Genomic DNA, 20,657 nt, shown 5'->3' with positions numbered 1-20,657 from the left:
GCGCCACTGCCGTGAACCCGTCGCTCTTGGGAAGGACGTGCCCCTCGTGTCCGTCACACAGGACGAATGGAACACCGGCTACGCCGATGGCCGCCGCTATCGCCGACTCGGCGACGGTGAGCGGTCGCTGCTGGCCACACACTTTCCCGCCCCGGTCGACGGCACAGCCCTCGACGTCGGGTGCGGGGTCGGAGAACTCGCGGCCCACCTGGCCTCGCTCGGCTATCACGTCGACGCCGTCGACTGGTCCGACAACGCCCTCGCCGAGGCAACCGCCCAGCACGGAAACGCCGCGCGGTGGCTGCGCCTGGACATCGAGCGCGACGACTGGACACCTCTGCACGCCGACGGCTACGACGTGATCATCCTCCGGTTCGTGTATCCCTTCCTGAAGCACCGCGACCGAACCATGCGGGCCCTCGGCGGCCGCCTGCGACCTGGCGCCGCCATCGTGGTCATCACGCCCCTCGCCGCCGACACCCCGGCCGAGCGGCGCGGTATCGCGCTCGACGAGGATGAACTCGCCCACCTGCGGACCGGCTGGTCCACCGCCGAACGCCACGATGCCGAAGGACTGGCCTTCGTGGTCCTGCGCGGCCCTCAGCCGGCGGAGACCGAACCACTGCCCGAGCCATCGGCCAACCCCACGCACTACGCGCCCGCCGACGTCCGAGACGCGACGCCCACCTCACGGCAGCACCACTTCACCCTGCGGGAGCGCTACTACGCCCAGGTGGAGTCCGGGCGCAAAACGATCGAAGTACGCGTCGGGACGCCCGGGAAGGCGGCCGTCGAAACCGGGGACACGATCGTCTTCCGCGAGCCGGGCAGCGGGCGGGAACTCGACATCGTCGCGAAGCGGATCACCCCGTACGGCTCATTCGAGGAGCTTCTCGACGCGGAGGATCCAGCACGCATCGACCCCGACTCCACGCGCGCGGAGCAGCTCGCCAACCTCCGCCGCATCTACCCGCCGGGCAAGGAAGCCCTCGGCGCCCTGGCCTTCGAGTTCGACCACCGTCCGGGACGCCCCGGCCACACCATGCCCATGACTCCCGCGGAGTACGTCCAGACGGTGCCTCATCACACGGTGTACGGCTGCCTGTACGTCCGCGACGAGCACGACCGCCCGATACAACTGCGCTCCGTGTACGGCACCCGGCAGTGGCAGTTCCCCGGAGGCAACACCGACGCCGGGGAAGACCCCTTGGAAACGGCACGCCGCGAAGCGGTCGAGGAGACCGGGCTCGAACTCGGCCAGGGCCGACCGCGTCTGCTGCTGACGCACTACCTCCACCAGGGTCGCCGCTGGCCACTGGGCAAGATCGGCTTCGTCTTCGACGGCGGCCGACTCAGCTCCGAGCAACTGCGCCACATCCGGCTCGATCCCTCCGAACACGACCTGTGGGCCGTCCATGATCTCACCGAGTGGCGACAGCTCATGGGCGAGCTGCCCTTCGCCCGGCTCGATGCCATCGAACGCGCCCGCCAGGGCCGAGGCCCGCACTATCTCGCAACCGGGCCTTGACCCCCAAACCCGACAATGAAGCCGCAGCTACCACTCGCTTCTCTCTGCTCTCGGGAGTTTCCGTGTCCGTTGAGGACCTCAACGCCGAAGCCTGGACCGTTTACGGCCAACGTCAGCTGAACCACGGGTACATGCCGCCGGTCCCCGAACGGCTGGAGTGGACCCCGTGGGAGGGGGTCGGTCCCGGTGCGGAGATCCTCGGTGACGTCACCGGCAAACGCGTCCTGGACATCGGCTCCGGCCCCGCCCACCACGCCGTGCACCTGGCCCGAACCCACGATGCCCAGGTCACCGCGATCGAACTGTCCCTCACCCAACACCAACGCGCCATCAGCGCACACGCGGGCACTCCCGGCGTCCACTTCGTACATGGTGATGTGGTCGACCACCTCCGCACCGCCCAGCCCTTCGACGCCGCGTACGCCATCGGCAGCCTCGCCTTCACCGATCCGCACCGGTCCCTCCCCGCACTGCGGGACGGCCTGCGCCCCGGCGCACCGCTGATCCTCTCGCTCCTCCACACCGACCTGCACGGCCGCGGTCCGTCCACGACAGTCGCGCCACGCGAGCAGATGCTCAGGCTCCGCGACGATCCACCGCTGCCCACCCGGATGTGGGTCCTGGCACCGCGGCTGTGGGAGGCCCTGCTCACCGACCACGGCTTCCGAGTCGAGGCCATCGACCTCCTGCGCCCCTCCGACGAGAACAACCCCGTCGTGCAGCAGCTCATCCGCGCCCGCCGCCTCCCCCACCGCCCCACCCGCCTCTCCAGCCGACCCCGCACCACCCGACCACCCGCGCCGCACGCCGCCATCGGCGTGGGCGCCATCGTCCTCGGCGACCAGGGCGTACTCCTCGGCCGGCACCGTCGCGGCACCCTCGAACTACCGGGAGGAACCGTAGAGGCCGGGGAATCCCTGGAAGCGACCGTGATCCGCGAACTCGCCGAGGAGACCGGCCTGATCGCCCGGCCCGACGACGTCACGCTCCTGGGCACGCTCGTCGACCACGTCGAAGACGTCGTGCGGGTCACCGTCGGCGCCATCGTGCGCGCCTGGCAAGGCGAGCCGGTCACGCGGCCGGACGAGAGCGTCGGCGACTGGGCCTGGTACCCCCTGGACCGGCTGCCCGACGGCCTGTTCGCATGCAGCGCCCAGATCCTCACCGCCTGGCGCCCCGACCTGCCCATCGACCACACCCCAGCGCATTTCACGCCCTACGCCTGACGCACGGCACCCCTCGACGACCACGGCGCACGACGTCGCACGCGCTCAGCCGCGACCGGCCGAACCTGTCGCGAGCAGTCCGTTGACCACGAGCGTCGCCAGCGTTTCCGCCGTGGCCGTGAGCTGTCGGCGACGAGCGACCCGGCCGGAGGCCGCACCGGCCTCAGGCCCTCTTCGCTGTTCCCGGTTCCGAGGCGGCCCGTCTCGGCACGGTTCAGCGTCGGCTCTCCGCCCGGGACGGCCGTTGAGGGTCGGAGCGTACGTGCGCACGTATCCCTTGCAGGCCGAACAGGATGAGAAGCTCCACCACGCCGCCATCGGCGCTGCCCAGCCAGTGGGGCAGGGACGTGTCGAACTCGGCCGCCTCACCCGGCGGCAGCGTCAGGTCACGCTCGCCGATCACGAGTCGCAGGCGCCCGCCCAGCACATAGAGCCATTCGAAGCCCTCGTGGGTCTGCGGGGTCGGTTCGAGTGGTTCCGGCCCGGCGGGGATGATCATCTTGAACGCGTGCACACCGCCCGGTCGCCGGGACAGGGGCACGAACGTCATGCCGAACCGCCTGATCGGCTTGAGGTGGATCCGGGGGTCGCCGGTGCGCGGCGCACCGACGAGGTCGTCCAGCGGAACGTCATGGATACGGGCCAGCGGGAGCAGCAGTTCCAGGGTCGGCCGGCGCTGCCCGCTCTCCAGCCGGGACAGGGTGCTCTCCGACACGCCGGTCCTCGCCGCGAGGTCGGCGAGGGTGATGCCGCGGTCACGGCGCAGCGCACGAAGCCGCGGGCCCACCGCGTCGAGCACATCGTCGTCCGTAGTGAGATCCATGAGCCCACCTTGCCATTACCGCAAGATTTCGTGCCAGGTCGGGTGCCGCCCGTGCAGCCGGGGGTACGGATGCACGGGCGGCCGCCGCGGCCCGCGACCGGTGACCGCCGAGGTCAGAGGTGCTGCTCGGTGGCCCTGGTCCGCTGGTACTCGTCCTGCCGCTCGTCGGTGACGTACGCCGGTACCGGGAAGTCCCACCAGCCGGGCACCCAGGGGCCGGCGGCATCGCGGTCCGTCGGTACTTCGACCAGGGCGGGCGCGCCCGACTGCACCGCCTTGTGCAGGGTCGACTCCAGGGAGTCGGCGTCGGAGACCTTCCAGGACTCGATCCCGAAGGCCCGTCCCACGGCCGCGAAGTCGGGGCTGTACGGCGAGCCGTCGGGGTGCGAGAACTCCGTACCGATGTGCCGGGAGGTCTGCTTGCGCTGGCCGCCACGGATGGACATGTACCCCGCGTTGTTCTGGACGACGAAGACCACCGGCGCGCCGGCGGTGACGCTCAGGGCGATCTCCTGGGCGGTCATGAGGAAGTCGCCGTCGCCGAGAACGCACACCACCGTGCGGTCCGGCCGGGCCAGCTTGGCGCCGATCGCCGCCGGGACGGCCCAGCCCATGGAGGAGAAGCCGCCGGAGGTGAGGTGGGTGCGCGGGGAGTACACGGGGAAGGTCTGCTTGACCGCACCCTGGGTGTTGCCGGAGCCCGCGACGATGATCGCGTCGCGCGGGAGGACGGACCGCAGGGCGCCCAGCGGACGCTGCGAGGTGAACGGGAAGCGGTCGCTGTCGCGGCGGCCGGCGAGCTTCTCCTCCCAGTCCCGCTTGAGGGTGGCGAGTTCGGCCAGGTATGCGGAGCGGTCGGCGCCCTTCGCGGGCAGGGAGTCCACGATCGCGGCCACGGCCCGCTGCGCGTCGGCGACGATGCCGACTTCCGCGGGGTAGTTCTTGCCGATCTCGTGCGGGTCGATGTCGATGTGGATGAGCTTCGCGGGCGGGATCGAGAAGCTGACGCCCTTGGCGTAGCTGGAGGCCGACCAGTCGGTGAAACGGCAGCCGACGGAGATGACGACGTCGGCGGAGCTCGCGATCGCGTTGCCGACCAGCGTGCCCGTCTGGCCGACGCTGCCGGCGAACAGCTCGTGGTCCTCGGGGAACGCGCTCTTGCCGTTCCACGTGGTCACGACGGGGATCTGCCACCGCTCGGCGAGAGCGAGGACCGGGTCGGACGCCTCGGAGGTGATGGCCCCGCCGCCCACCACGATGACGGGGCGCGTCGCGGTGCGCAGTATCCCGGCGGCGCGTTCCACCGCTTCGGGATCCGGGTGCTGGCGGCCGGCGGGGACACGTCGGGCGAGGTCGTGGAGTTGCACATCGGCGGCCTCGGCCTGCACATCCATCGGTACTTCGAGGTGCACGGGCCCGGGGCGGCCGGTCAGCATGGAGTTGAAACAGCGGTGCAGGACGAAGGGGAGTTCCTCGACGCGGGTGACGACCCAGTGCCGCTTGCTGACGGCCTCGGCCACCTTGGGGAAGTCGTTGGCCGTGTAGCGGTCGAGTTCCTGGAGCAGTCCGTGGCCCCGCATATGGGTGGGCGGGCCGCCGGTGATGACGAGGACGCTCGTGGAGTCGGTGAACGCGGTGCCCATGCCGATGACGGTGTTGCTGGCGCCGGCGCCGATGGAGGTCACCGCGGCCTGCGGGCGCCCGGTGACACGGTAGTAGCCGTCCGCGAGGTGGACGGCGCTCTGCTCGTGGAACGTCTGGATGAACGGAATCCGGGATTCGTCGTCCAGAAAGGCGTCGGTCAGTGACCAGATGCCGTGGCCGGGAATCCCGGCGACGCAGTCGACCCCATAGTTGTGCAGGGTCCGCGCGACGATCTGGCCTCCGGTGAGGACGGGCATGTGGTTGCTCCCACTCAGCTCGGTTCGGATGGTGCGGTCATGCGCCCCGGCGGGCGGCCCAGGCGAAGCCCTGGGCGCACAACCGGGTCACGTCCGGGTTCTGGAGGTCGTCGAGGTCGTGTCCGACCGCGCTGTAGAACACCCGGCCCTGCCCCCAGCTCCGGGTCCACGCCTGGGGGATGGTCCTGCCCTCCAGCCAGGGGAGGTGTTCTCCGGTGAAGGTGGTCTCGGCCAGGACGTGGTTGTTGGGGTCGACGGACATGTAGTACTGCTCGGAGGCCACCCGGAAGTCCTTCACCCCGGCGGTGACCGGATGGCCGGTGTCCGTGATGGAGACCTGGTAGGGGTACTTCACCCCTTCGCCGGCCGGGTGCTCCAGGAAGCTGCCTCCGATCAGCCAGTGGTACTTCAGGCTCGTCCGGAACGCGGCGGCCGCGCCGTGCCAGGCGGCGATCCCGGTGCCGGCCTCCACCGCTTCGAGCAGATGTGTCTCCTGGGCGGCGCTGAGCCCTTCGGACAGCAGAGCGTTGTTCCAGTTGAGCGCGATGAGGTCGTAATCGGTGAGATCGGCGTCGAGCGCGAAGACGTCATTGGTCTCGTCGACATCGCATCCCAGGTCTTTGAAGATCGGGAGGGCCCATTCTTCGGCGACCTGGTAGGGCTTGTGCCCCGGCCAGCCCCCGTACAGATACAGAACCCGGGTCATGCGTCTTTCCCTCCGGATGTGGACGTGATGAGTGCGGCGCGGTTGCGCAGGCGTTCCGCGACCTCCAGCGCATCGCCTTCCGGCGCGGTGGAGTTGCGGTCCGGCTTGGCTGTCAGCAGGTACGCGAGGCCTACGGCCGAGACGACGAGGAAACCGATCACTGCGATCCACCGGTCCACGAACGGGGTTCGGGAGTCGCCGATGGGCTGGGCCAGGAGGACCATTCCGAGGATGCCGTAGGCCAGGGCCGCGATGTTGACCGTCATCCCCCAGCGGCCCAGGGTCCAGGCTCCGGCGGGGCGCCAGCCCTTCAGGCGCATCCGCAGCGCGGCCAGTACGACCATCATGAAGGCCGCGTAACCGGCCAGCATCTGGAAGGCCGCGATCTTGGTGAGGGAATCGGGCGAGAAGTAGACGAACACGAAGATCAGGACCGGAGCGACATTCACGGCCAGCAGCGCGTTCATCGGGACACGGTACTTACGGGAGATCTTCGAGAAGGCTCGGGAGCCCGGGAACATGTTGTCGCGGGCGAAGGAGAAGACGATCCGGCTCGCGGCGGCCTGCTGGCTCATCACGCCGGCGATGAAGGAGGTGAGGGTGACGGCGAGCACCAGCTTCGTGCCGACGGTGCCGATCGAGTTCTGGAGGATCGCGGGGATCGGGTTGGCGTCCTCCCCCGAGAGGATCGATGCCAGGTCCGGAGCGGCGAGTGCGTAGCCGGCGAATGCGAAGAGCGCCGCCAGTCCGCCGACGGCCACGGTCAGCTGCATGGCGCGCGGGATGCTGCGGGCCGGATTCGGGACTTCCTCCGCGACCTCGCCACACGCTTCGAAACCGTAGAAGAGGAAGAGCCCGACGAGAGAGGCGGCGATGAAGGCGACGAAGTAGCCGTCGTGCGAGGAACTGCTGGCGTCGAAGAAGATCGACACGGAGTTGTGCCGTTCGAAGGCCAGGAGGTAGAGGCCGACGAGGACGATGCCGATCAGCTCTGCCGCGAGTCCGATCTTGGAGATCAGGGCCAGTGTCTTGGTCCCGAAGCAGTTGCAGACCAGACAGACGGCCGTGACCGCGACCGCGATCCACAGTCGCTCAGCGGGGGTGGAGCTGATCCCCGGCTCCTTGGCGGTACCGGCGAAGAGGCTGGCCACGAAGTCCGAGCTGAAGAGTGCGGTGCTGGTGATGCCGATGGTGATACAGCAGATGTAGGTCCATGCGGTGAACCAGGCATAGCGCCCGTTCCACAGCCGCCGGACCCATTGGTAGAGCCCGCCCGCGAGCGGGAACTGCGAGACGACCTCGCCGAAGACCAGGGCGACCAGGAATTGTCCGAGGCCGACGATGCCTATCCAGAAGACGGACGGTCCGCCGGCCGTGGACAGCCCGACCGCGAACAGGGACACGACGCCCACCAGGGGCGACAGGTAGACGAAACCGAGGGCGAAGTTCGCCCACAGGCTGACCTTGCGATCGAACCTCTGCTCATAGCCCAGTGCCGCGAGCAGTTCCGCGTCCTCGGCCGATGAGGCCGGGCCGACGGGCCCGCCCGAGGGACCGACGCGGTCGGTGCCGGGCGCCGCCTGCGCGCCCTTCTCGGTAGTTGACATGACGATCTCCGAGGTTCGAAGGGGGGATGCTCAGGTGTGACGCGCTCCGCGTGCTGCGCCGCGCGTCCTCTACCGCCGTCACGGAGTCAGCCCTTGGTCGCCTCCGCGACGGAGGGGGCGATGCGCAGCGCGTTCGCGCCGATCGTCAGGGCCGGATTGAGCGCGGCGGAGGACGGGAAGAACGACGAATCGGCCAGCCAGAGGTTGTCGACCTCGTGACTGCGGCAGAACGGATCGAGGACGCTGCGCGCCGGGTCGTGCCCCGCCACGGCCGTTCCGCACATATGGGAGTTGGTCTCGATGCCCATGCGCTGGGTGAAGACCAGCGGATAGCCCGCCTTGCGCACCGCCCTGGTCACCCGGCGGACGAGTTCGTGGTGGGGGGCGAGGTTGGTCGGCGTCCAGTCGATGACGATGCGGTCGCCCTCCAGCCGTACCCGGTTCTCCCGGGAAGGGAGGTCCTCGGTCGTCAGGTAGATGTCGATACTCCTGGCCGACATGAACTTCAGTGCCCACATCGGTGCCCACGGACGGGCGGGCTTGAGCATGGGGGCCTGAAGCTTGCCCAGCATCTGTAGGTTTCCGAGCGGGAAGGGCGCCCCCGGGCCGGCTTCGTAGAAGTCGTTCATGCCGAGGGTCTTCTGCCACTTCGTGGGGTTGGTACGCACGGGGTTGACCCCGACGAAGAACGTGCTGTTGTGCACCATGTAGTTGCGGCCCAGCAGCCCCGACGCATTGCCGAGACCGTGCGGGTGCGCGTCACTCGCCGACCGGAGCAGCAGCGCCGCCGAATTGACCGCACCACCGGCGACGGCGAAGGTCTTGGCGCTGATCCGGACGGTACGGCCCGCGTGCCGTGCCTCGGCGGCCACGACCTTCCGGCCGTCCGATGACGTGATCAGGCGGGTGACCTCCGCACCCGTAAGGATCTTCACACCGTCGCGCAGCGCGGGAAGAAGGATCCTGTTCTCGGCGTCGGACTTCATACCGGTCTCGTCCGGACAGCCGTCGGCGGCCGTCACGGCAGCACGATCGGCCAGCGTGTCCACGTTCAAGGCGTTCGGCGTGTGGAACGGATGCAGGCTCTGTCCGCGAAGCGACCGGGCGAACCGCTCGATCTCCGGTTCGTGCTCGAGCGCGGGGTAGGGGTAGGGCTTGGAGTGCGGCGGCTCGGTCGGGTCCTCACCGAGCTGCCCGTGCACCTGGAGCAACCGCTCCATCGTGGTGTAAAAGGGCTCGAGATCGTCGTAGCCGAAGGGCCAGGCGCGAGAGAAACCTTCGTGGTGTTCCACTTCGGTGAAATCGCTGCGCCGGAACCGGGGCAGCATGGCGCCGTAGAAGCGGGTATTTCCCCCCACCCAGTAGTAGACGCCCGGCGCGAACGGTTTACCCGTGCCGCCGTCGTACCAGAAACCCGCGTTCTTGTACCGGCCCTTGATGTGCATCTCGGCCGGCTGCGAGTTCTCAGGCTCACGCGGAAGGAAATTGCCGCGCTCCACGACGAGTACATCGAGGCCGGAGTCCTTCAGCGCCCAGGCCAGAGTGGAGCCACCCATACCGGAGCCGACGATCAACACATCCGTGCTGATCTCATCAGCGGTGTCGAATGAGATAACGGAATCGGGATGAAGCTCCGGTGGCGTGTAATCCTGGCGGACCGGTTCGGACATGAATCAGAATCCCTTGGGCGCTGTGGTGAAGACTCAGGGTGAAAGAGAAAGTGGTACTCGTCGTGGTGCTTTCAGGAGAGACTAGACAGCCTCACGGACAGAGCACATGCACAAGATGAGCAATGCTCACCGGACACGGGCCACACTGTGTGCACCTGGCGAGAAGTGGGTATCGGAGGTAAACATTGGAAGGGGACGACCTCTCAGTCCGCACGGGCGTATTCGCTCAGCTTCGGCAGCACGTCGAAGAGATCACCGACCACTCCGTAGTCCGCCAGGCCGAAGATCGGTGCCTCCGGGTCCTTGTTGACCGCGACCACGGTCTTGGAGGTCTGCATCCCGGCGCGGCGCTGGATCGCCCCTGAGATGCCTGCCGCCACATAGAGCTGCGGGGAGACCTGCCGGCCCGTCTGGCCCACTTGCTGGGAGTGCGGGTACCAGCCCGCGTCCACGGCGGCGCGCGAGGCGCCGACGGCGGCTCCGAGCGCGTCGGCGAGCTCTTCGACCCCGGCGGATCCCTCCCGTCCGCCCACCCCTCGGCCTCCGGAGACGACGATCGCCGCCTCGGCGAGATCCGGCCGCCCCCGCACTGGCCCGCGGGGTCCTGCTGACGACCCTCACGCCGGTGGCCAGGGCCGAGAACTCCACGGTGACCTGCTCCGTACGGCCCGCCGTCGGCGCCGGTTCCGAGGTGACCGCGTTGGCCTTGACGGCGATGACAGGCGTGCCGTGAACGACCGCCGAGACGACCGCGTACGATCCGGCGAACACGGACTGGACCGCCTCGGAGGCCAGCGCGTCGACCTTGGGGACGACGAGGCGCACACCTGCGCTCTTGCCGGATCGACACTCCACGGCGGCCGGCGTCCCGGAGACCGATCCGGGGCACCGGTCCGCCGTTCACACTGAAGGTCTCAGCCTGGCCGCCGGGTTGCGTCAGAACCCGAGTCCGGTCAGCCGCTTGAGTCTCTCCCAGCGGGAGAGTGCAGGCTCGCGGTCATGAGCAGCACTGTCTTCGACGGACGCTTCGCCGTGGCGGCGAGCGCGAGCAAGGGGGCCGGGCCGGCGACGGCACGCCGGCTCGGCAACGCCGGGGCACGGGCCGTCACCATCGCTCGTACGCCGCCGCAGACCGAGAGGCCGTACGGCCGGAGGAACGTTTCCGGCCCGTCGGACCTGCACCAGTCTCTGTTTTACCTCTGCCTGAGCTGTTTGCGGTTGGCTGTCAGGACTTCGTCGGACAGTCCGGGGTCGGCCTCGGCGACAGCGCGGGAGACCACCAGCGCGCCGACCATCTGGCAGAACAGCGCCACTGCCTGTTCGCGGGCTTCTGCCGCAGTCATTTCAGTGCCGGATTGGCGCGCGCGATCGAGCACCATCTCGGTGATGGCGCTGAAGTACCCCTCAAGCCCGCGTCGGTACTCGGCCTGAGATGTGGCGCCGTGGCGTCCGGCATCAACTGCCAGGGCGGCTGAGGCGCAGCCGGTTTCCGGGTGATCACGGTGGACGGCCGTCAGGTATACGTCGACCATGTCGAGCAGGGCTGCCCGGGCGGAGCGGGGATGTGCCTCGCGGATGGCGGCGAGCGCGTTGAGCGAGTCGGCGAAGCCCTGACGGTAGACCTCGAGGGCGAGGTCTTCCTTCGAGGAGAAGTGGTTGTAAAACCCTCCGTGCGTCATCCCGGCGGTTTTCATCAGCTCCTCGATGCCGATCCCGTCCACGCCGTGCAGCCTGAAGCCTTCGCCTGCCGCCCGGACGATCTTTTCGCGGTTGAGCTTCTTCTGCTCCTGGGTGATGCGTGGCACCTCGGACACCTCCTCGACAAGACGGCACCGCTGCGTGCGGGCCGAGGCCGACATCTCGCCCGGCGCGATGGTACCTGACATCAAAACGGTGCCCACGCACACCCTCCGGCTTGACAGGTAATGATGCTGATGACCATCATCATTTTTGATGGTGCACGACATCAAAGGGGGCGGGTCAAGCCCGCGAACCTCCTGAACACCTTTGCGAGGAAGACGTTGATGGACTTCGGAATCATCGGAGCGGGCACGATCGGGCAGGGCATCGCCGGGCATCTCGTGACGGCAGGTCATCGCGTCGTCCTGAGCAACAGGCGCGGCCCGGACACACTGAGAGACACGGTGGCGCGGCTGGGGTCGCTGGCCACCGCCGGAACAGTCGCCGAGGCAGCCGCGGCCGAGATGGTGTTCCTCGCAGTCAGGTGGCCGGACATCCCTGCCGCGCTGGCCGAGGTGCCCTCATGGGACGGCCGGATCCTGGTCGACACCAGCAATCAGATTGCCGGACCGACACCGAGAGACCATGTCGACCTCGGTTCGGAGACGGGCAGTGAATTCGTCGCCCGCCACGCTCCGGGCGCACGCGTGGTCAAGGCGTTCAACACGCTGTACGCCCAGTACATCGTGCCCGACCCGCGGCACGCGGAAGGCCGCCAGCTGCTCTTCTACGCCGGGGACGACGCGGACGCGAAAACAGATTTCCGTGCGGTTGCCGACGAGATCGGGTTCGCGCCGGTGGACGCCGGGTCGTTGCGGGAAGGCGGCCGACTGATGCAGGTCGGCGGCCTGCTCTCGGCCCTGCACGCGCTCAAACAGGACTGAACGGAGAAGATCATGACCCAGCACGACAGGGGCATCACGTGAAAGCCCTCGCTTACGAAAAGGCCCACTCGCTCGACGCGTTCGCCATCGAGCTCGTCGACGCCGCGGAACCACGGCTGCGCGACACGGATCTGCTCGTCGGGATCCGCGCCGTGGGAATCAATCCGGGCGAAGCGCTGATCCGGCAGCTGCGCAGCGCTGAGCCGGGCGGACGAATCATCTTGGGGTGGGAGTTCGCCGGGGTGGTGGAAGCCGTGGGACCGGAAGCCACGGGCTTCGCAGTCGGCGACCGCGTCATGGGCACCGGAGACATGACACGAGACGGCGCATGGGCGGAGCGGCTCGCGGTCGACCACCGTGTGGTGGCAAGGATTCCGGACCAGCTGTCCTTCTCCGACGCCGCGTCCTTGCCCATCGGCGGCCTCACGGCCTGGGAAGCACTGTTCCGCGATCATGACAGCTTGGCGGTGGGCATCGACCGGGTGCTGATCGTCGGCGGCGCCGGCGGCGTGGGGACGCTGGCGACACAGCTGCTGAAGAGCAGGACCTCGGCCCTGGTGGCGAGCACGGCCTCGCGTCCCGAATCACGCGAGTGGTGCACGAGGATGGGAGCGGATGTGGTCGTCGACCACACCGGAAACGTGCCCGGTCAACTGCGTGACGCGGGTGTCGGCCGGGTCGACCTGGTGTTGTCCACTTCGGGGACCATCGGCAATGTCGGCTGGCTCGCCGAGATCCTGCGGCCGTTCGGTCACCTTGCCGTCGTCGATCTGAACGGCCCCCTCGATCTTGGACCGCTCGTCGGCAAATCCGTGTCGCTGCACACCGAAACCGTCTTCAGCAAGATCATGGCCGGTGGCGACGTCGCCAGCCAGGGCAGAATCCTCGCCGAACTGGCGGCGGATGTCGTCGCGGGCCGACTGCGTCCCCTCGCCACGACGGTGCTCGACGGCCTGAGTGTGGACACGATGAGAGCAGCCCACGAACTGGCCGAGAGCAGGCGGACGATCGGGAAGACCGTGATCAACATCTGAGCCCGTCCGTCTTCTCTGGTATCGGTACCAGCGGCACGGCCCCGGCCTGGGACACCACCCCGCCTCCCCCGCCCTCGACGCGGGCAGCCCGCTTGGAGGGTCAAGCGGCCGCGCCGGGAACAGCCGGTCCAGCCACGCGGTTGCCTCGGCCGAGGGACCGGCGCCGCACGGGCGTCCTCGCGCGGTACGCGGCGGAAGGGCTGGCCACGATGGCTATGACTAACGGGTGCGCGGGCCCCCTCCCGGGCACCCGCGTAGAGAACGGCCCCATGGCCACATCGGAATCGGGCAACGCCCCGACCAGGGCGGACCCTCCACCGTCAACAGGCTGTCGATCGCCGTTCTCACCATCGTGGGGGACACCGCGAAGCTGCGGCTCTTCCCGGCGGGGTAGGGCTCCGTCGGACGAGGAAACTCCTGGTCCCGGTCTCCACCGCGGTGTGTCTCGGCGAACGGGCCTACAACCCCGACAGCGCACCGTACGCGGGCAAGGGTCCGCATCCGATGACGATCATCCACCATGACTCCGGCCCTGGGGTTGGAGCGGCCTTGCGCGACGAGTTCGGCGACGCTTACCGCCCGCGGAGCGGACCAGGCGACGTCGCAGTACTGCGATGCTGGACAGCTGAGTCGGTCAGGGATGCGGGTGCCGGTCCTCACACTTGCTTCCGCCCAGTCTCAATCGTCTTCGGTGATGAAGTCGGTCAGCGCGGCAGCGACGGCATCGGGCTGTTCATCGGGGATGAAGTGTCCTGCGTCCGGCACGACGATCCCGGTGGCGTGGTCGGCCCACGGCCTGATGGAAGCCGCCATGTCGGGGATGGAGCCGTGGCTGCTGGAGATCCCAAGAATCGGGACCGTCAGGCGCTGTAGTTCCAGCGCTTCGTGGTTCTTCTGCGCCGACTCGGCGGCGTCCCGGTAGTAGGCCAGGGATGCGCGGAGACCGCCGCCGGCGGCCAGGGACGCGGCGTAGTGCTCAATTTCGGCGTCGTCGAAGGTGTCGGAGGAGAGGGTCTTGACCTTCAGGAACCAGCCGACGTACTCCCGTTCGCGGCCAGCGAGCAGTGTCTCGGGCAGGTCGGGCACGAGGTGGAAGGCGAAGTGCCAGGTCTTCCACGCCAGCTCGGGGTCGGTCGGGATGGCGTCAGGGAGTGTGATGCCCGGGATGCCGGCGTCGAGCAGTGCCAGGCCACGCAGCTGGCTCTGGTACTTCAAGGCGAGGGAAAAGGCGACCCACGCGCCGATGTCGTGGGCGACCAGCCAATATGTCGAGACTCCGAGCGCCTTGACCGCGGCGTGGACGTGTGCGGCGACCGCGTGCGTGTCGTAGCCGCGCTCCGGACGCTCGGAGTGGCCCTGACCCGGCAGGTCGATCGCGATGACGTGGAACCGGCGGGTGAGGCCGGGCATCACCTTTCGCCAGGCCCACCAGGTTTGCGGGAATCCGGCGAGCAGGACGACGGCCGGGCCGCTCGGCCGTCCGCCTTCGACGGCATGAAGGCGGACGCCGTCCGCGTCGACCCAGCGGTGAGTGAATCCGGCCAGATGGTGCAGGGGCAGGTCGCGGACGGGGTTGCTTTCGGAGACATGCGGAGTGCTGGTTGCCGGGCCGGTCACGGGGATCCTCCATCGGTGTCAGGTGTGCGGTGGGGACGGTGTAGCTGACGGTGGTGGCTGGGACCACGTGGTGTGTTTCTCGCGCGGTCGCGAAGTGCGCGGTAGGCCCGGCCATGACCACGCTTGAAAGCTAACACATCTTGAACCGATCAGTTCAAGATAGAATGGCGTGCAACACAGTCCGAACCATCGACGCATCGGCAAGGAAGTACCGCGTGGCAGGCAAGAAGCAGTTCGACATGGACACGGCGCTCGACGCCTCGATGATCCAGTTCTGGCGCGACGGCTACGCCGACACCTCGTTGGACGATTTGTCTCGGGCAACCGGCCTGAACCGCAGTTCCATCTACTCCTCCCTCGGCGACAAGGACACGCTCTTCCTGCGCTGCCTGGATCTCTACGCCGCGCGCTATGGCGAGAAGTACGACGCCGCCCTGTCGTGTGCGGCCACGGAACCCGTTGCCGCTGTTCGTGCGTTCTTCGACGTCACCCTCGAGCGCATCGCCGATCCCGAACTACCTGATGGATGCCTGATTGCCCAGTCAGTGATGGCAATTCCAGCGCTGAGTCCGAGCGTCGCAGCGCACGCCCAGCAGGCGCTCGGCTTCCAGCGCCTGCGCCTGCGCGCCGCGCTGAAGGCCGGCCGACTGACCGACCAGGACGCCGAGGCCTTCGCTGTACACGCGGCGGCCGTGAACCAGTCGCTCGCCGTCATGAGCAGGGCCGGGGCGAGCCCGGCGCAGCTCCTGGCCATCGTGGGCGTGACCGTTGACGCGCTGTCGCAGGCGTTGCGCGCGTAACGAACCTGATACGACCGTCGGACGCGCAGCCTGGTACGCACAGTCATTTCATGAGGTCGAGGCGTGCGCGGTCGGTTGGTGCTGCGGCACGAGAACGCGGTCCTGCACCGCCAGTTGACCGGACCGGTCCGCCATGAGCCCGCCGACCGGTTCCGGTTCGCCGTCCTGTCCGGGCTGATACCCCGACGCCACTGGCTGATGTGGCCGGTCACGTACAGGTGGACGCGATGGGATGCCGGCCAGGTCGGTACCGGGCACAGGCGATCAACTGTCTGCGCGGGGGTCTTGGCCGACGAGTTGTGCCACGCGCTCCATGCAGCGCATCCGGGCAGGAGAGAAGTCGTAGGGCATCTTGGTGATCGACTCCGAGGCGCTCATCTGCGTGTCCTCCTCCTCTGCCAGGTCGGCGTCGTAGGTCTCGAAGAGCTCGTCATCGGCCGTGTCCAGCCCGGCTGCCGTGATGGCCTGCATGAGGGCCATGTGGTGGGTGTATCGCTGTACGGCGATTTCCTCGACGCGCGGGTCATCGGGGTCGACGCCGTCGTCGAGGACGGCCTCGGCCTCGACGAGACGGTCCTCCTCGGCCCGCAGGTCGGGATGGGTGGCCAGCACGATGTACACGCCGGCCTGTAGTGCGGAGCCGAGCGGACCGAAGATCCGTTCCGTGACCAGCAGGGCCTCCATGTCGGAGGCGCGCAATGCGCCAGGGGGCAGGTGGCTGAGCCGATCCGTCACCAGCTCGGAGAGCAGGCCCTGCGGGCTGCCCACGGCCCGCAGGCGCCCGACGGCCGCGCGCCGACGTTTGATGTCGGCCTCCTGGGCAGCCAGGGATTCCTCCAGCCGGCCCAGGGTCTCCTCGATGTCCCCGGATTCGTCGAAGGCAGCTCGCATGTCGTCCAGGCTGATGCCGACCTCCGCCATTCTGCGGATCCACAACAGGCGGATCATGTCGTCGTAGCCGTAGCGGCGGCGGCCGTCTCCACCGCGCTCGGGTTCCGGCAGCAGACCGATCTGGTGGTAGTGGCGGATAGCGCGTGGGGTGGTCCCGGCGAAGGCGGCAGCAGCGCCGATCTTGACCTGGCGGGGCGGTGTGACGGAGGGGTACATCGGCAGACGGAGCCTTTCGTGCTGTGGTGCCTCGACGACACCACATGCCGCTACGGCAGGTGCAACAACACACCACCCGGATTCCACCGACCTCATCCGGGACCGCGGCGCATACTTCACCGACAGCTTCGACGCCGTCGATCGACTCGGCGGCCTCATCCACCAATACACGCAGGTCACATAGAGTGGCACCGTTTCCGGCACCCACAGGGCTCCGGAAGCTCCAGAGCGAGATCGCGGGCCTCGCCGTCGATCAGCCGAAGCGCCGGCACCTCGAGAGTGGCGCGGGGTGAGGTCGGCCGCTTCCCGCCCCGAGAGCTGCGTACGGTCCGCCACCGTCGAGCGGGCCCCGCTCACACGCTCAGGCGGTACGGCATCATGCAGACGACGACATCGGTGCGCGCCCTGAGGACCGTGGCCAGCAGCAGGCCGCGCTGGTTCTGGAGCATCTTGTAGCGCCGGTGCCGGGGCTCGACCTCGGGGATGAGAACGGCGATCTCCCGGCCGCCCCCGGCCTCGCGCCGCACATACGCGACCATCGGCTGCACCAGGGACCGGTGCGGGCTGTCGATGATCTCCAGGCGCACCCCGGGATTCCAGCGCTCCCAGGTGTCCTGGAGGGCCCGCGCCTTCGCGGGCTCGGCCTGAACGCTGACCGCCACGACCTCGTCGCCCAGGGCGAGCGCCGCCGTCAGCGCGCGCTGCGCGAGCCTGCTGACCTCGCCGAGCGGGACGATGACCAGGCTCATGGTGCGCACCGGTGGCGACGGGATCCGCCCGAGCCCGAGTTCCTCGCCGGCCGCCGTGTAATAGCGCTGGACGCGGGTGAACAGCAGCATCAGCAGCGGCACCGCGACGACGATCGCCCAGGCCCCTTCGAGGAACTTGGTGGTCAGCAGGACCAGACCGGCCCCGGTGGTCAGCACGGCCCCCAGACCGTTGATCACCGCCCGGCGCAGCCACCCTTCCGGCTGCTCGGTCGCCCAGTGCCGTACCAGCCCGATCTGGCTGATGGTGAAGCCGGTGAACACCCCGATGGCGAACAGCGGGATCAGCCGATGGGTCTCGCCCCCCACCGCGTTGAGCAGCAGGGCCGACAGCAGCGCCAGCGCCACCACGCCGTACCGGTACACGGGCCGCTCCGCGCGCAGCCCGAACAGGTGGGGCAGCCGGTCGTCCCGCGCCAGCAGGCTCATCAGGACCGGGAGGCCGCCGAAGCTGGTGTTCGCGGCGAGCGCGAGAACAAGGGTGACGATGAGGTTGGTCGCGTAGTACTCCCATCCGGTTCCGTACGACCCGGCGGCGAGCTGGGCGAGGACCGTCACACCGCCGCGCGGCGCCACATGGTCGCGGCGGATCAGATACGCCATCCCGAGCAGCATCGCTCCGAGGAGCATGCCGAGCATCAGCTCGGTGTGCTGGGCCCGCTTGATGCGCGGCTCGCGGAACATCGGCACGCCGTTGGCGATGGCCTCCACCCCGGTCAGGGCGGAGCAGCCCGAGGAGAACGCTTTCAGGATCAGCAGGACGCCCAGCGCCTCGGTGGCCCGGACGGGGTGGGCGGCGCCGACGACGGCCGCGGGGTGCGAGCGCAGGATGCCCATGACGACGATGCCGAGCATGCTCACGATGAACAGCACGGTCGGCAGCATCAGCGCCCGGGCGCTCTCGGCCACTCCCCAGAGGTTCACGGCCGTGAGCAGGGCGAGCAGCACCAGGCAGACGGCGAGCAGATGCGAGGAGAGGATCGGGAAGGCGGATGCGAGACTGGCGGCGCCGGCGGCCAGGCTGACGGCGACGGTGAGGACGTAGTCGATGGTCAGGCTCGCCGCGGCGAGCAGGCTCACCCGTTGCCCGAGGCTCTTCTTCGCCACCGCGTAGGCGCCGCCGCCGTCCGGATGGACGGCGATCACCTGGCAGTAGGAGATCACCAGCACGGTGAGCAGGACGGTGATGACGACGGTGATGGGCAGCGTGGCGGTAAGGGCCCCGGTGCCGGCGGCGACCAGGACGACCACGATGGCCTCAGGGCCGTACGCGACCGAGCTCAGCGCGTCCAGGGACAGCGCGGCCAGCCCCTCAAGGCTGGTGAGATGGTGCTTGTCGTCCTCCCCGTGGCGCAAAGGTACCCGTGGCCGCAACGCGCGGTGTGCCAGTCCGAACGCCATGGGAACCTCGGGGCGGGTTGTCGGGGGCCGTCCCGCGACAGTGTGCCCCGCCGTGGCGCCCGGCCACCTGAGGCATGCCCGAACAGCCGCCACTTGTCCGCCGCCTCCATGACTCCTCTGACCTGACCGAGTGCTCCTCACGGCGCTCCCCGAGTGTCGCCGCGGCAGTGGGAGCCGCGCCCATAGCATGACCTGGCGCGGTCACCGACCTGTCGGCAGCAGGCCGGGCCGTGCGATTGGTTCCTGGTGGCCCATGCGGTCGCGCATCCGGCGAGCGAGGGTGGCGCTGACGAGGCGCGCCGGGTTACGCCCAGCGCCGGACGACTGGAGGTTGGTGACCATGACGGTGATGTCCGTACCCAGGTTCGAGCAGTTCTTCCGGGTGGCGGCGGGACTTGATGTCGACAAGAACGACCTCAAGCGCTACAGCGACTTCGTGGACGCCAAAGTCTACGATCTGCTGCTCATCGCCGAGGCGGTCGCGAAGGCCAACAACCGGGACGTGATCGTGCCGTGGGATCTGCCGATCACCAAGGGGCTACAGGAGAGCATCCACCGCTTCCGGGACCTCGACCACGAGATCGAGTTGAAGCCCATCCTCGATCAGCTCGTCAAGCACCCGCCGCTGGACCGCGCACCCGACGACGCGACGGAGGCGAGGTTGCCGGAAATCGTCGGCGGGCTCAGCCTGGCGCTCGCCAAGGCATTCAAGATCATCTACCCGGACCTGAAGAATCCGCAGACCAAGCACTGGGAGACGGTCTGGCCGCTCTTCAATCTCCTGCTGTGACGCCGGGTTGTGAATACCGGGAGCGATGCGGTGGCCGCCGGGACCGGCTAGGAGGGCATGACCGCGGACATCGAAGCGGGCATACGCGCCTTGAGGTCCTTCCACTCGCCCTCGCTGATGTGGTTCTCGAGGACATGCAGGACCGTGCGCACCAGTTGCTCGGTGTCGCCCTCGATCGCGTACGGAAAGTCGTGCCGGACCCGCCGGAAGAATTCCTCGCTGTTCAATTTCACGGGCGTCTCCGCGGGCTTCCACCCGTCGTAGTAGACGCCGCGCAGCAAGGTCGGAAGCTGCGCTCCGAAGTGCACGGCCTCATCGACCGACAGCCGGTCCCGCAGGTGATGCAGGACCGCGCGCAGAGCGGCGTACGACTGCTTCCGGCGCTCCTTGGGCCACCCATAGGCGTGCTCGATCTCCTTCAGGACATGGTTGGCCTTGTCGACCATGGTGTCGAACGAGGAAAAGCCTGCCGCAACCATCATGTAGTCCTTCCGATGCCCGCGGCGGCACCCGGCGGAGCGGGGCCGCCGCGGGGAGAGCCGGATCCCGGCGGTCTCAGCCGCCCTGGCGTTCGCTGCTCTCGGTTATCTCGATGTGACGGGGCTTGGCGGTCGCCGCCTTGGGGACGGTGATCGTGAGCACGCCGTTGGACATGCTCGCCGTGACGTCTTCGGTGTTCACTTCGCTCGGAAGCAGCAACCGGTACTCGAAGCGACCGGTACGGCGACTGCTGTGCCGCATGATGCCTTTGCGCTCCCGTTCCTTGATCTCCCCCGTGACGGCCAGCTCCTGACCATTGATCTCGATGTCGACGTCCTTGCGGTCCACGCCGGGGAGCTCGAGTTCTACGTGATAGGCGTCGTCGGCTTCGGTCACATCGGCGGACGGCGTCCACGCCGCTATGGCGGGAGCCGCGCTTCCGACCGTGGATTCGAGCAGACCACCCATCTGGTTGATGAGGTCGTCGAATTCCAGAAGCGGATTGCGCGCCCAGCCCCTGGGTCGCTCCACCGTTCCCTGGCCTCGCTGCTGTCGGCGAACCGGCATGTTCATCGT

General features: G+C 68.5%; 17 protein-coding genes and 1 pseudogene. 6 read left to right on the top strand and 12 right to left on the bottom strand.

What is annotated here, in order from left to right; genetic code table 11:
- Nucleotides 1-46 precede the first annotated feature (46 nt).
- The gene (locus tag KHP12_RS51810; protein WP_308036195.1) at nt 47-1,528 is read left to right on the top strand and encodes a methyltransferase domain-containing protein; all 1,482 of its coding nucleotides are present in this window, start codon (nt 47-49) and stop codon (nt 1,526-1,528) included.
- Between the two features lie 62 nt (nt 1,529-1,590).
- Entirely contained in the window at nt 1,591-2,754 is a 1,164-nt protein-coding gene (locus KHP12_RS41665; protein ID WP_211834351.1) for a bifunctional class I SAM-dependent methyltransferase/NUDIX hydrolase, read from the top strand.
- A 214-nt stretch (nt 2,755-2,968) separates the two neighbouring features.
- Here the strand turns inward: KHP12_RS41665 and KHP12_RS41660 are convergent, their stop codons facing one another.
- The 7 genes and pseudogenes from KHP12_RS41660 to KHP12_RS41630 all read right to left on the bottom strand — a co-directional run bounded on the left by KHP12_RS41660 (nt 2,969) and on the right by KHP12_RS41630 (nt 11,362).
- Nucleotides 2,969-3,577, bottom strand: coding sequence for a helix-turn-helix domain-containing protein (locus tag KHP12_RS41660; protein ID WP_211834350.1), 609 nt, complete (start codon nt 3,575-3,577; stop codon nt 2,969-2,971).
- Nucleotides 3,578-3,690: 113 nt separating this feature from the next.
- Complete coding sequence (locus tag KHP12_RS41655) at nt 3,691-5,478, bottom strand: thiamine pyrophosphate-binding protein (protein WP_086881932.1); 1,788 nt, start codon at nt 5,476-5,478, stop codon at nt 3,691-3,693.
- 37 nt (nt 5,479-5,515) lie between these two features.
- Nucleotides 5,516-6,184 carry a ThuA domain-containing protein gene (locus KHP12_RS41650; RefSeq protein WP_086881931.1) on the bottom strand — a complete coding sequence of 223 codons (669 nt, stop codon included), beginning with the start codon at nt 6,182-6,184 and terminating at the stop codon, nt 5,516-5,518.
- On the bottom strand, nt 6,181-7,791 hold the full coding sequence (locus KHP12_RS41645) for an APC family permease (RefSeq protein ID WP_086881930.1): 1,611 nt from the start codon (nt 7,789-7,791) through the stop codon (nt 6,181-6,183). Before KHP12_RS41645 ends, KHP12_RS41650 begins: the two co-directional genes overlap by 4 nt.
- A gap of 86 nt (nt 7,792-7,877) precedes the next feature.
- Nucleotides 7,878-9,461, bottom strand: coding sequence for a GMC oxidoreductase (locus KHP12_RS41640; protein ID WP_086881929.1), 1,584 nt, complete (start codon nt 9,459-9,461; stop codon nt 7,878-7,880).
- 203 nt (nt 9,462-9,664) lie between these two features.
- Nucleotides 9,665-10,346 (bottom strand): annotated as a pseudogene (locus KHP12_RS41635) (electron transfer flavoprotein subunit alpha/FixB family protein); the annotation flags it as partial.
- A gap of 308 nt (nt 10,347-10,654) precedes the next feature.
- A complete protein-coding gene (locus tag KHP12_RS41630; RefSeq protein ID WP_244202810.1) occupies nt 10,655-11,362 on the bottom strand; it encodes a TetR/AcrR family transcriptional regulator in 708 nt (235 codons plus the stop codon).
- A gap of 33 nt (nt 11,363-11,395) precedes the next feature.
- On the opposite strand from KHP12_RS41630, the gene KHP12_RS41625 reads away from it, so the two are divergent.
- Nucleotides 11,396-12,085, top strand: a complete 690-nt coding sequence (locus KHP12_RS41625; protein WP_244202809.1) for an NADPH-dependent F420 reductase — start codon at nt 11,396-11,398, stop codon at nt 12,083-12,085.
- A gap of 38 nt (nt 12,086-12,123) precedes the next feature.
- Nucleotides 12,124-13,119: an alcohol dehydrogenase catalytic domain-containing protein gene (locus KHP12_RS41620; protein ID WP_086881927.1), complete on the top strand. Its 996-nt coding sequence runs from the start codon at nt 12,124-12,126 to the stop codon at nt 13,117-13,119.
- A gap of 678 nt (nt 13,120-13,797) precedes the next feature.
- Here KHP12_RS41620 and KHP12_RS41615 read toward each other — a convergent pair.
- Nucleotides 13,798-14,736, bottom strand: coding sequence for an alpha/beta fold hydrolase (locus KHP12_RS41615; protein WP_086881926.1), 939 nt, complete (start codon nt 14,734-14,736; stop codon nt 13,798-13,800).
- Between the two features lie 215 nt (nt 14,737-14,951).
- Between KHP12_RS41615 and KHP12_RS41610 the strand changes: the two genes are divergently transcribed.
- On the top strand, nt 14,952-15,536 hold the full coding sequence (locus KHP12_RS41610) for a TetR/AcrR family transcriptional regulator (protein ID WP_086881925.1): 585 nt from the start codon (nt 14,952-14,954) through the stop codon (nt 15,534-15,536).
- Nucleotides 15,537-15,800: 264 nt separating this feature from the next.
- Here KHP12_RS41610 and KHP12_RS41605 read toward each other — a convergent pair whose 3' ends face one another.
- Complete coding sequence (locus tag KHP12_RS41605; RefSeq protein ID WP_086881924.1) at nt 15,801-16,643, bottom strand: MerR family transcriptional regulator; 843 nt, start codon at nt 16,641-16,643, stop codon at nt 15,801-15,803.
- 353 nt (nt 16,644-16,996) lie between these two features.
- A complete protein-coding gene (locus KHP12_RS41600; RefSeq protein WP_086881923.1) occupies nt 16,997-18,811 on the bottom strand; it encodes an APC family permease in 1,815 nt (604 codons plus the stop codon).
- A 340-nt stretch (nt 18,812-19,151) separates the two neighbouring features.
- On the opposite strand from KHP12_RS41600, the gene KHP12_RS41595 reads away from it, so the two are divergent.
- Nucleotides 19,152-19,601: a DUF1931 family protein gene (locus tag KHP12_RS41595; RefSeq protein WP_086881922.1), complete on the top strand. Its 450-nt coding sequence runs from the start codon at nt 19,152-19,154 to the stop codon at nt 19,599-19,601.
- A 47-nt stretch (nt 19,602-19,648) separates the two neighbouring features.
- On the opposite strand, the gene KHP12_RS41590 is transcribed toward KHP12_RS41595, so the two are convergent.
- Both KHP12_RS41590 and KHP12_RS41585 read right to left on the bottom strand, forming a co-directional pair.
- Nucleotides 19,649-20,083 carry a DUF2267 domain-containing protein gene (locus KHP12_RS41590; protein WP_244202807.1) on the bottom strand — a complete coding sequence of 145 codons (435 nt, stop codon included), beginning with the start codon at nt 20,081-20,083 and terminating at the stop codon, nt 19,649-19,651.
- 73 nt (nt 20,084-20,156) lie between these two features.
- Nucleotides 20,157-20,654 carry an Hsp20/alpha crystallin family protein gene (locus KHP12_RS41585; RefSeq protein ID WP_086881921.1) on the bottom strand — a complete coding sequence of 166 codons (498 nt, stop codon included), beginning with the start codon at nt 20,652-20,654 and terminating at the stop codon, nt 20,157-20,159.
- Nucleotides 20,655-20,657 lie beyond the last annotated feature (3 nt).

It is taken from the genome of Streptomyces asiaticus, assembly GCF_018138715.1.
Classification (GTDB): Bacteria; Actinomycetota; Actinomycetes; order Streptomycetales; family Streptomycetaceae; genus Streptomyces; species Streptomyces asiaticus.
The sequence above is the reverse complement of the archived record's forward strand: the minus strand, read 5'-3'. Positions and strand labels throughout refer to the sequence as shown.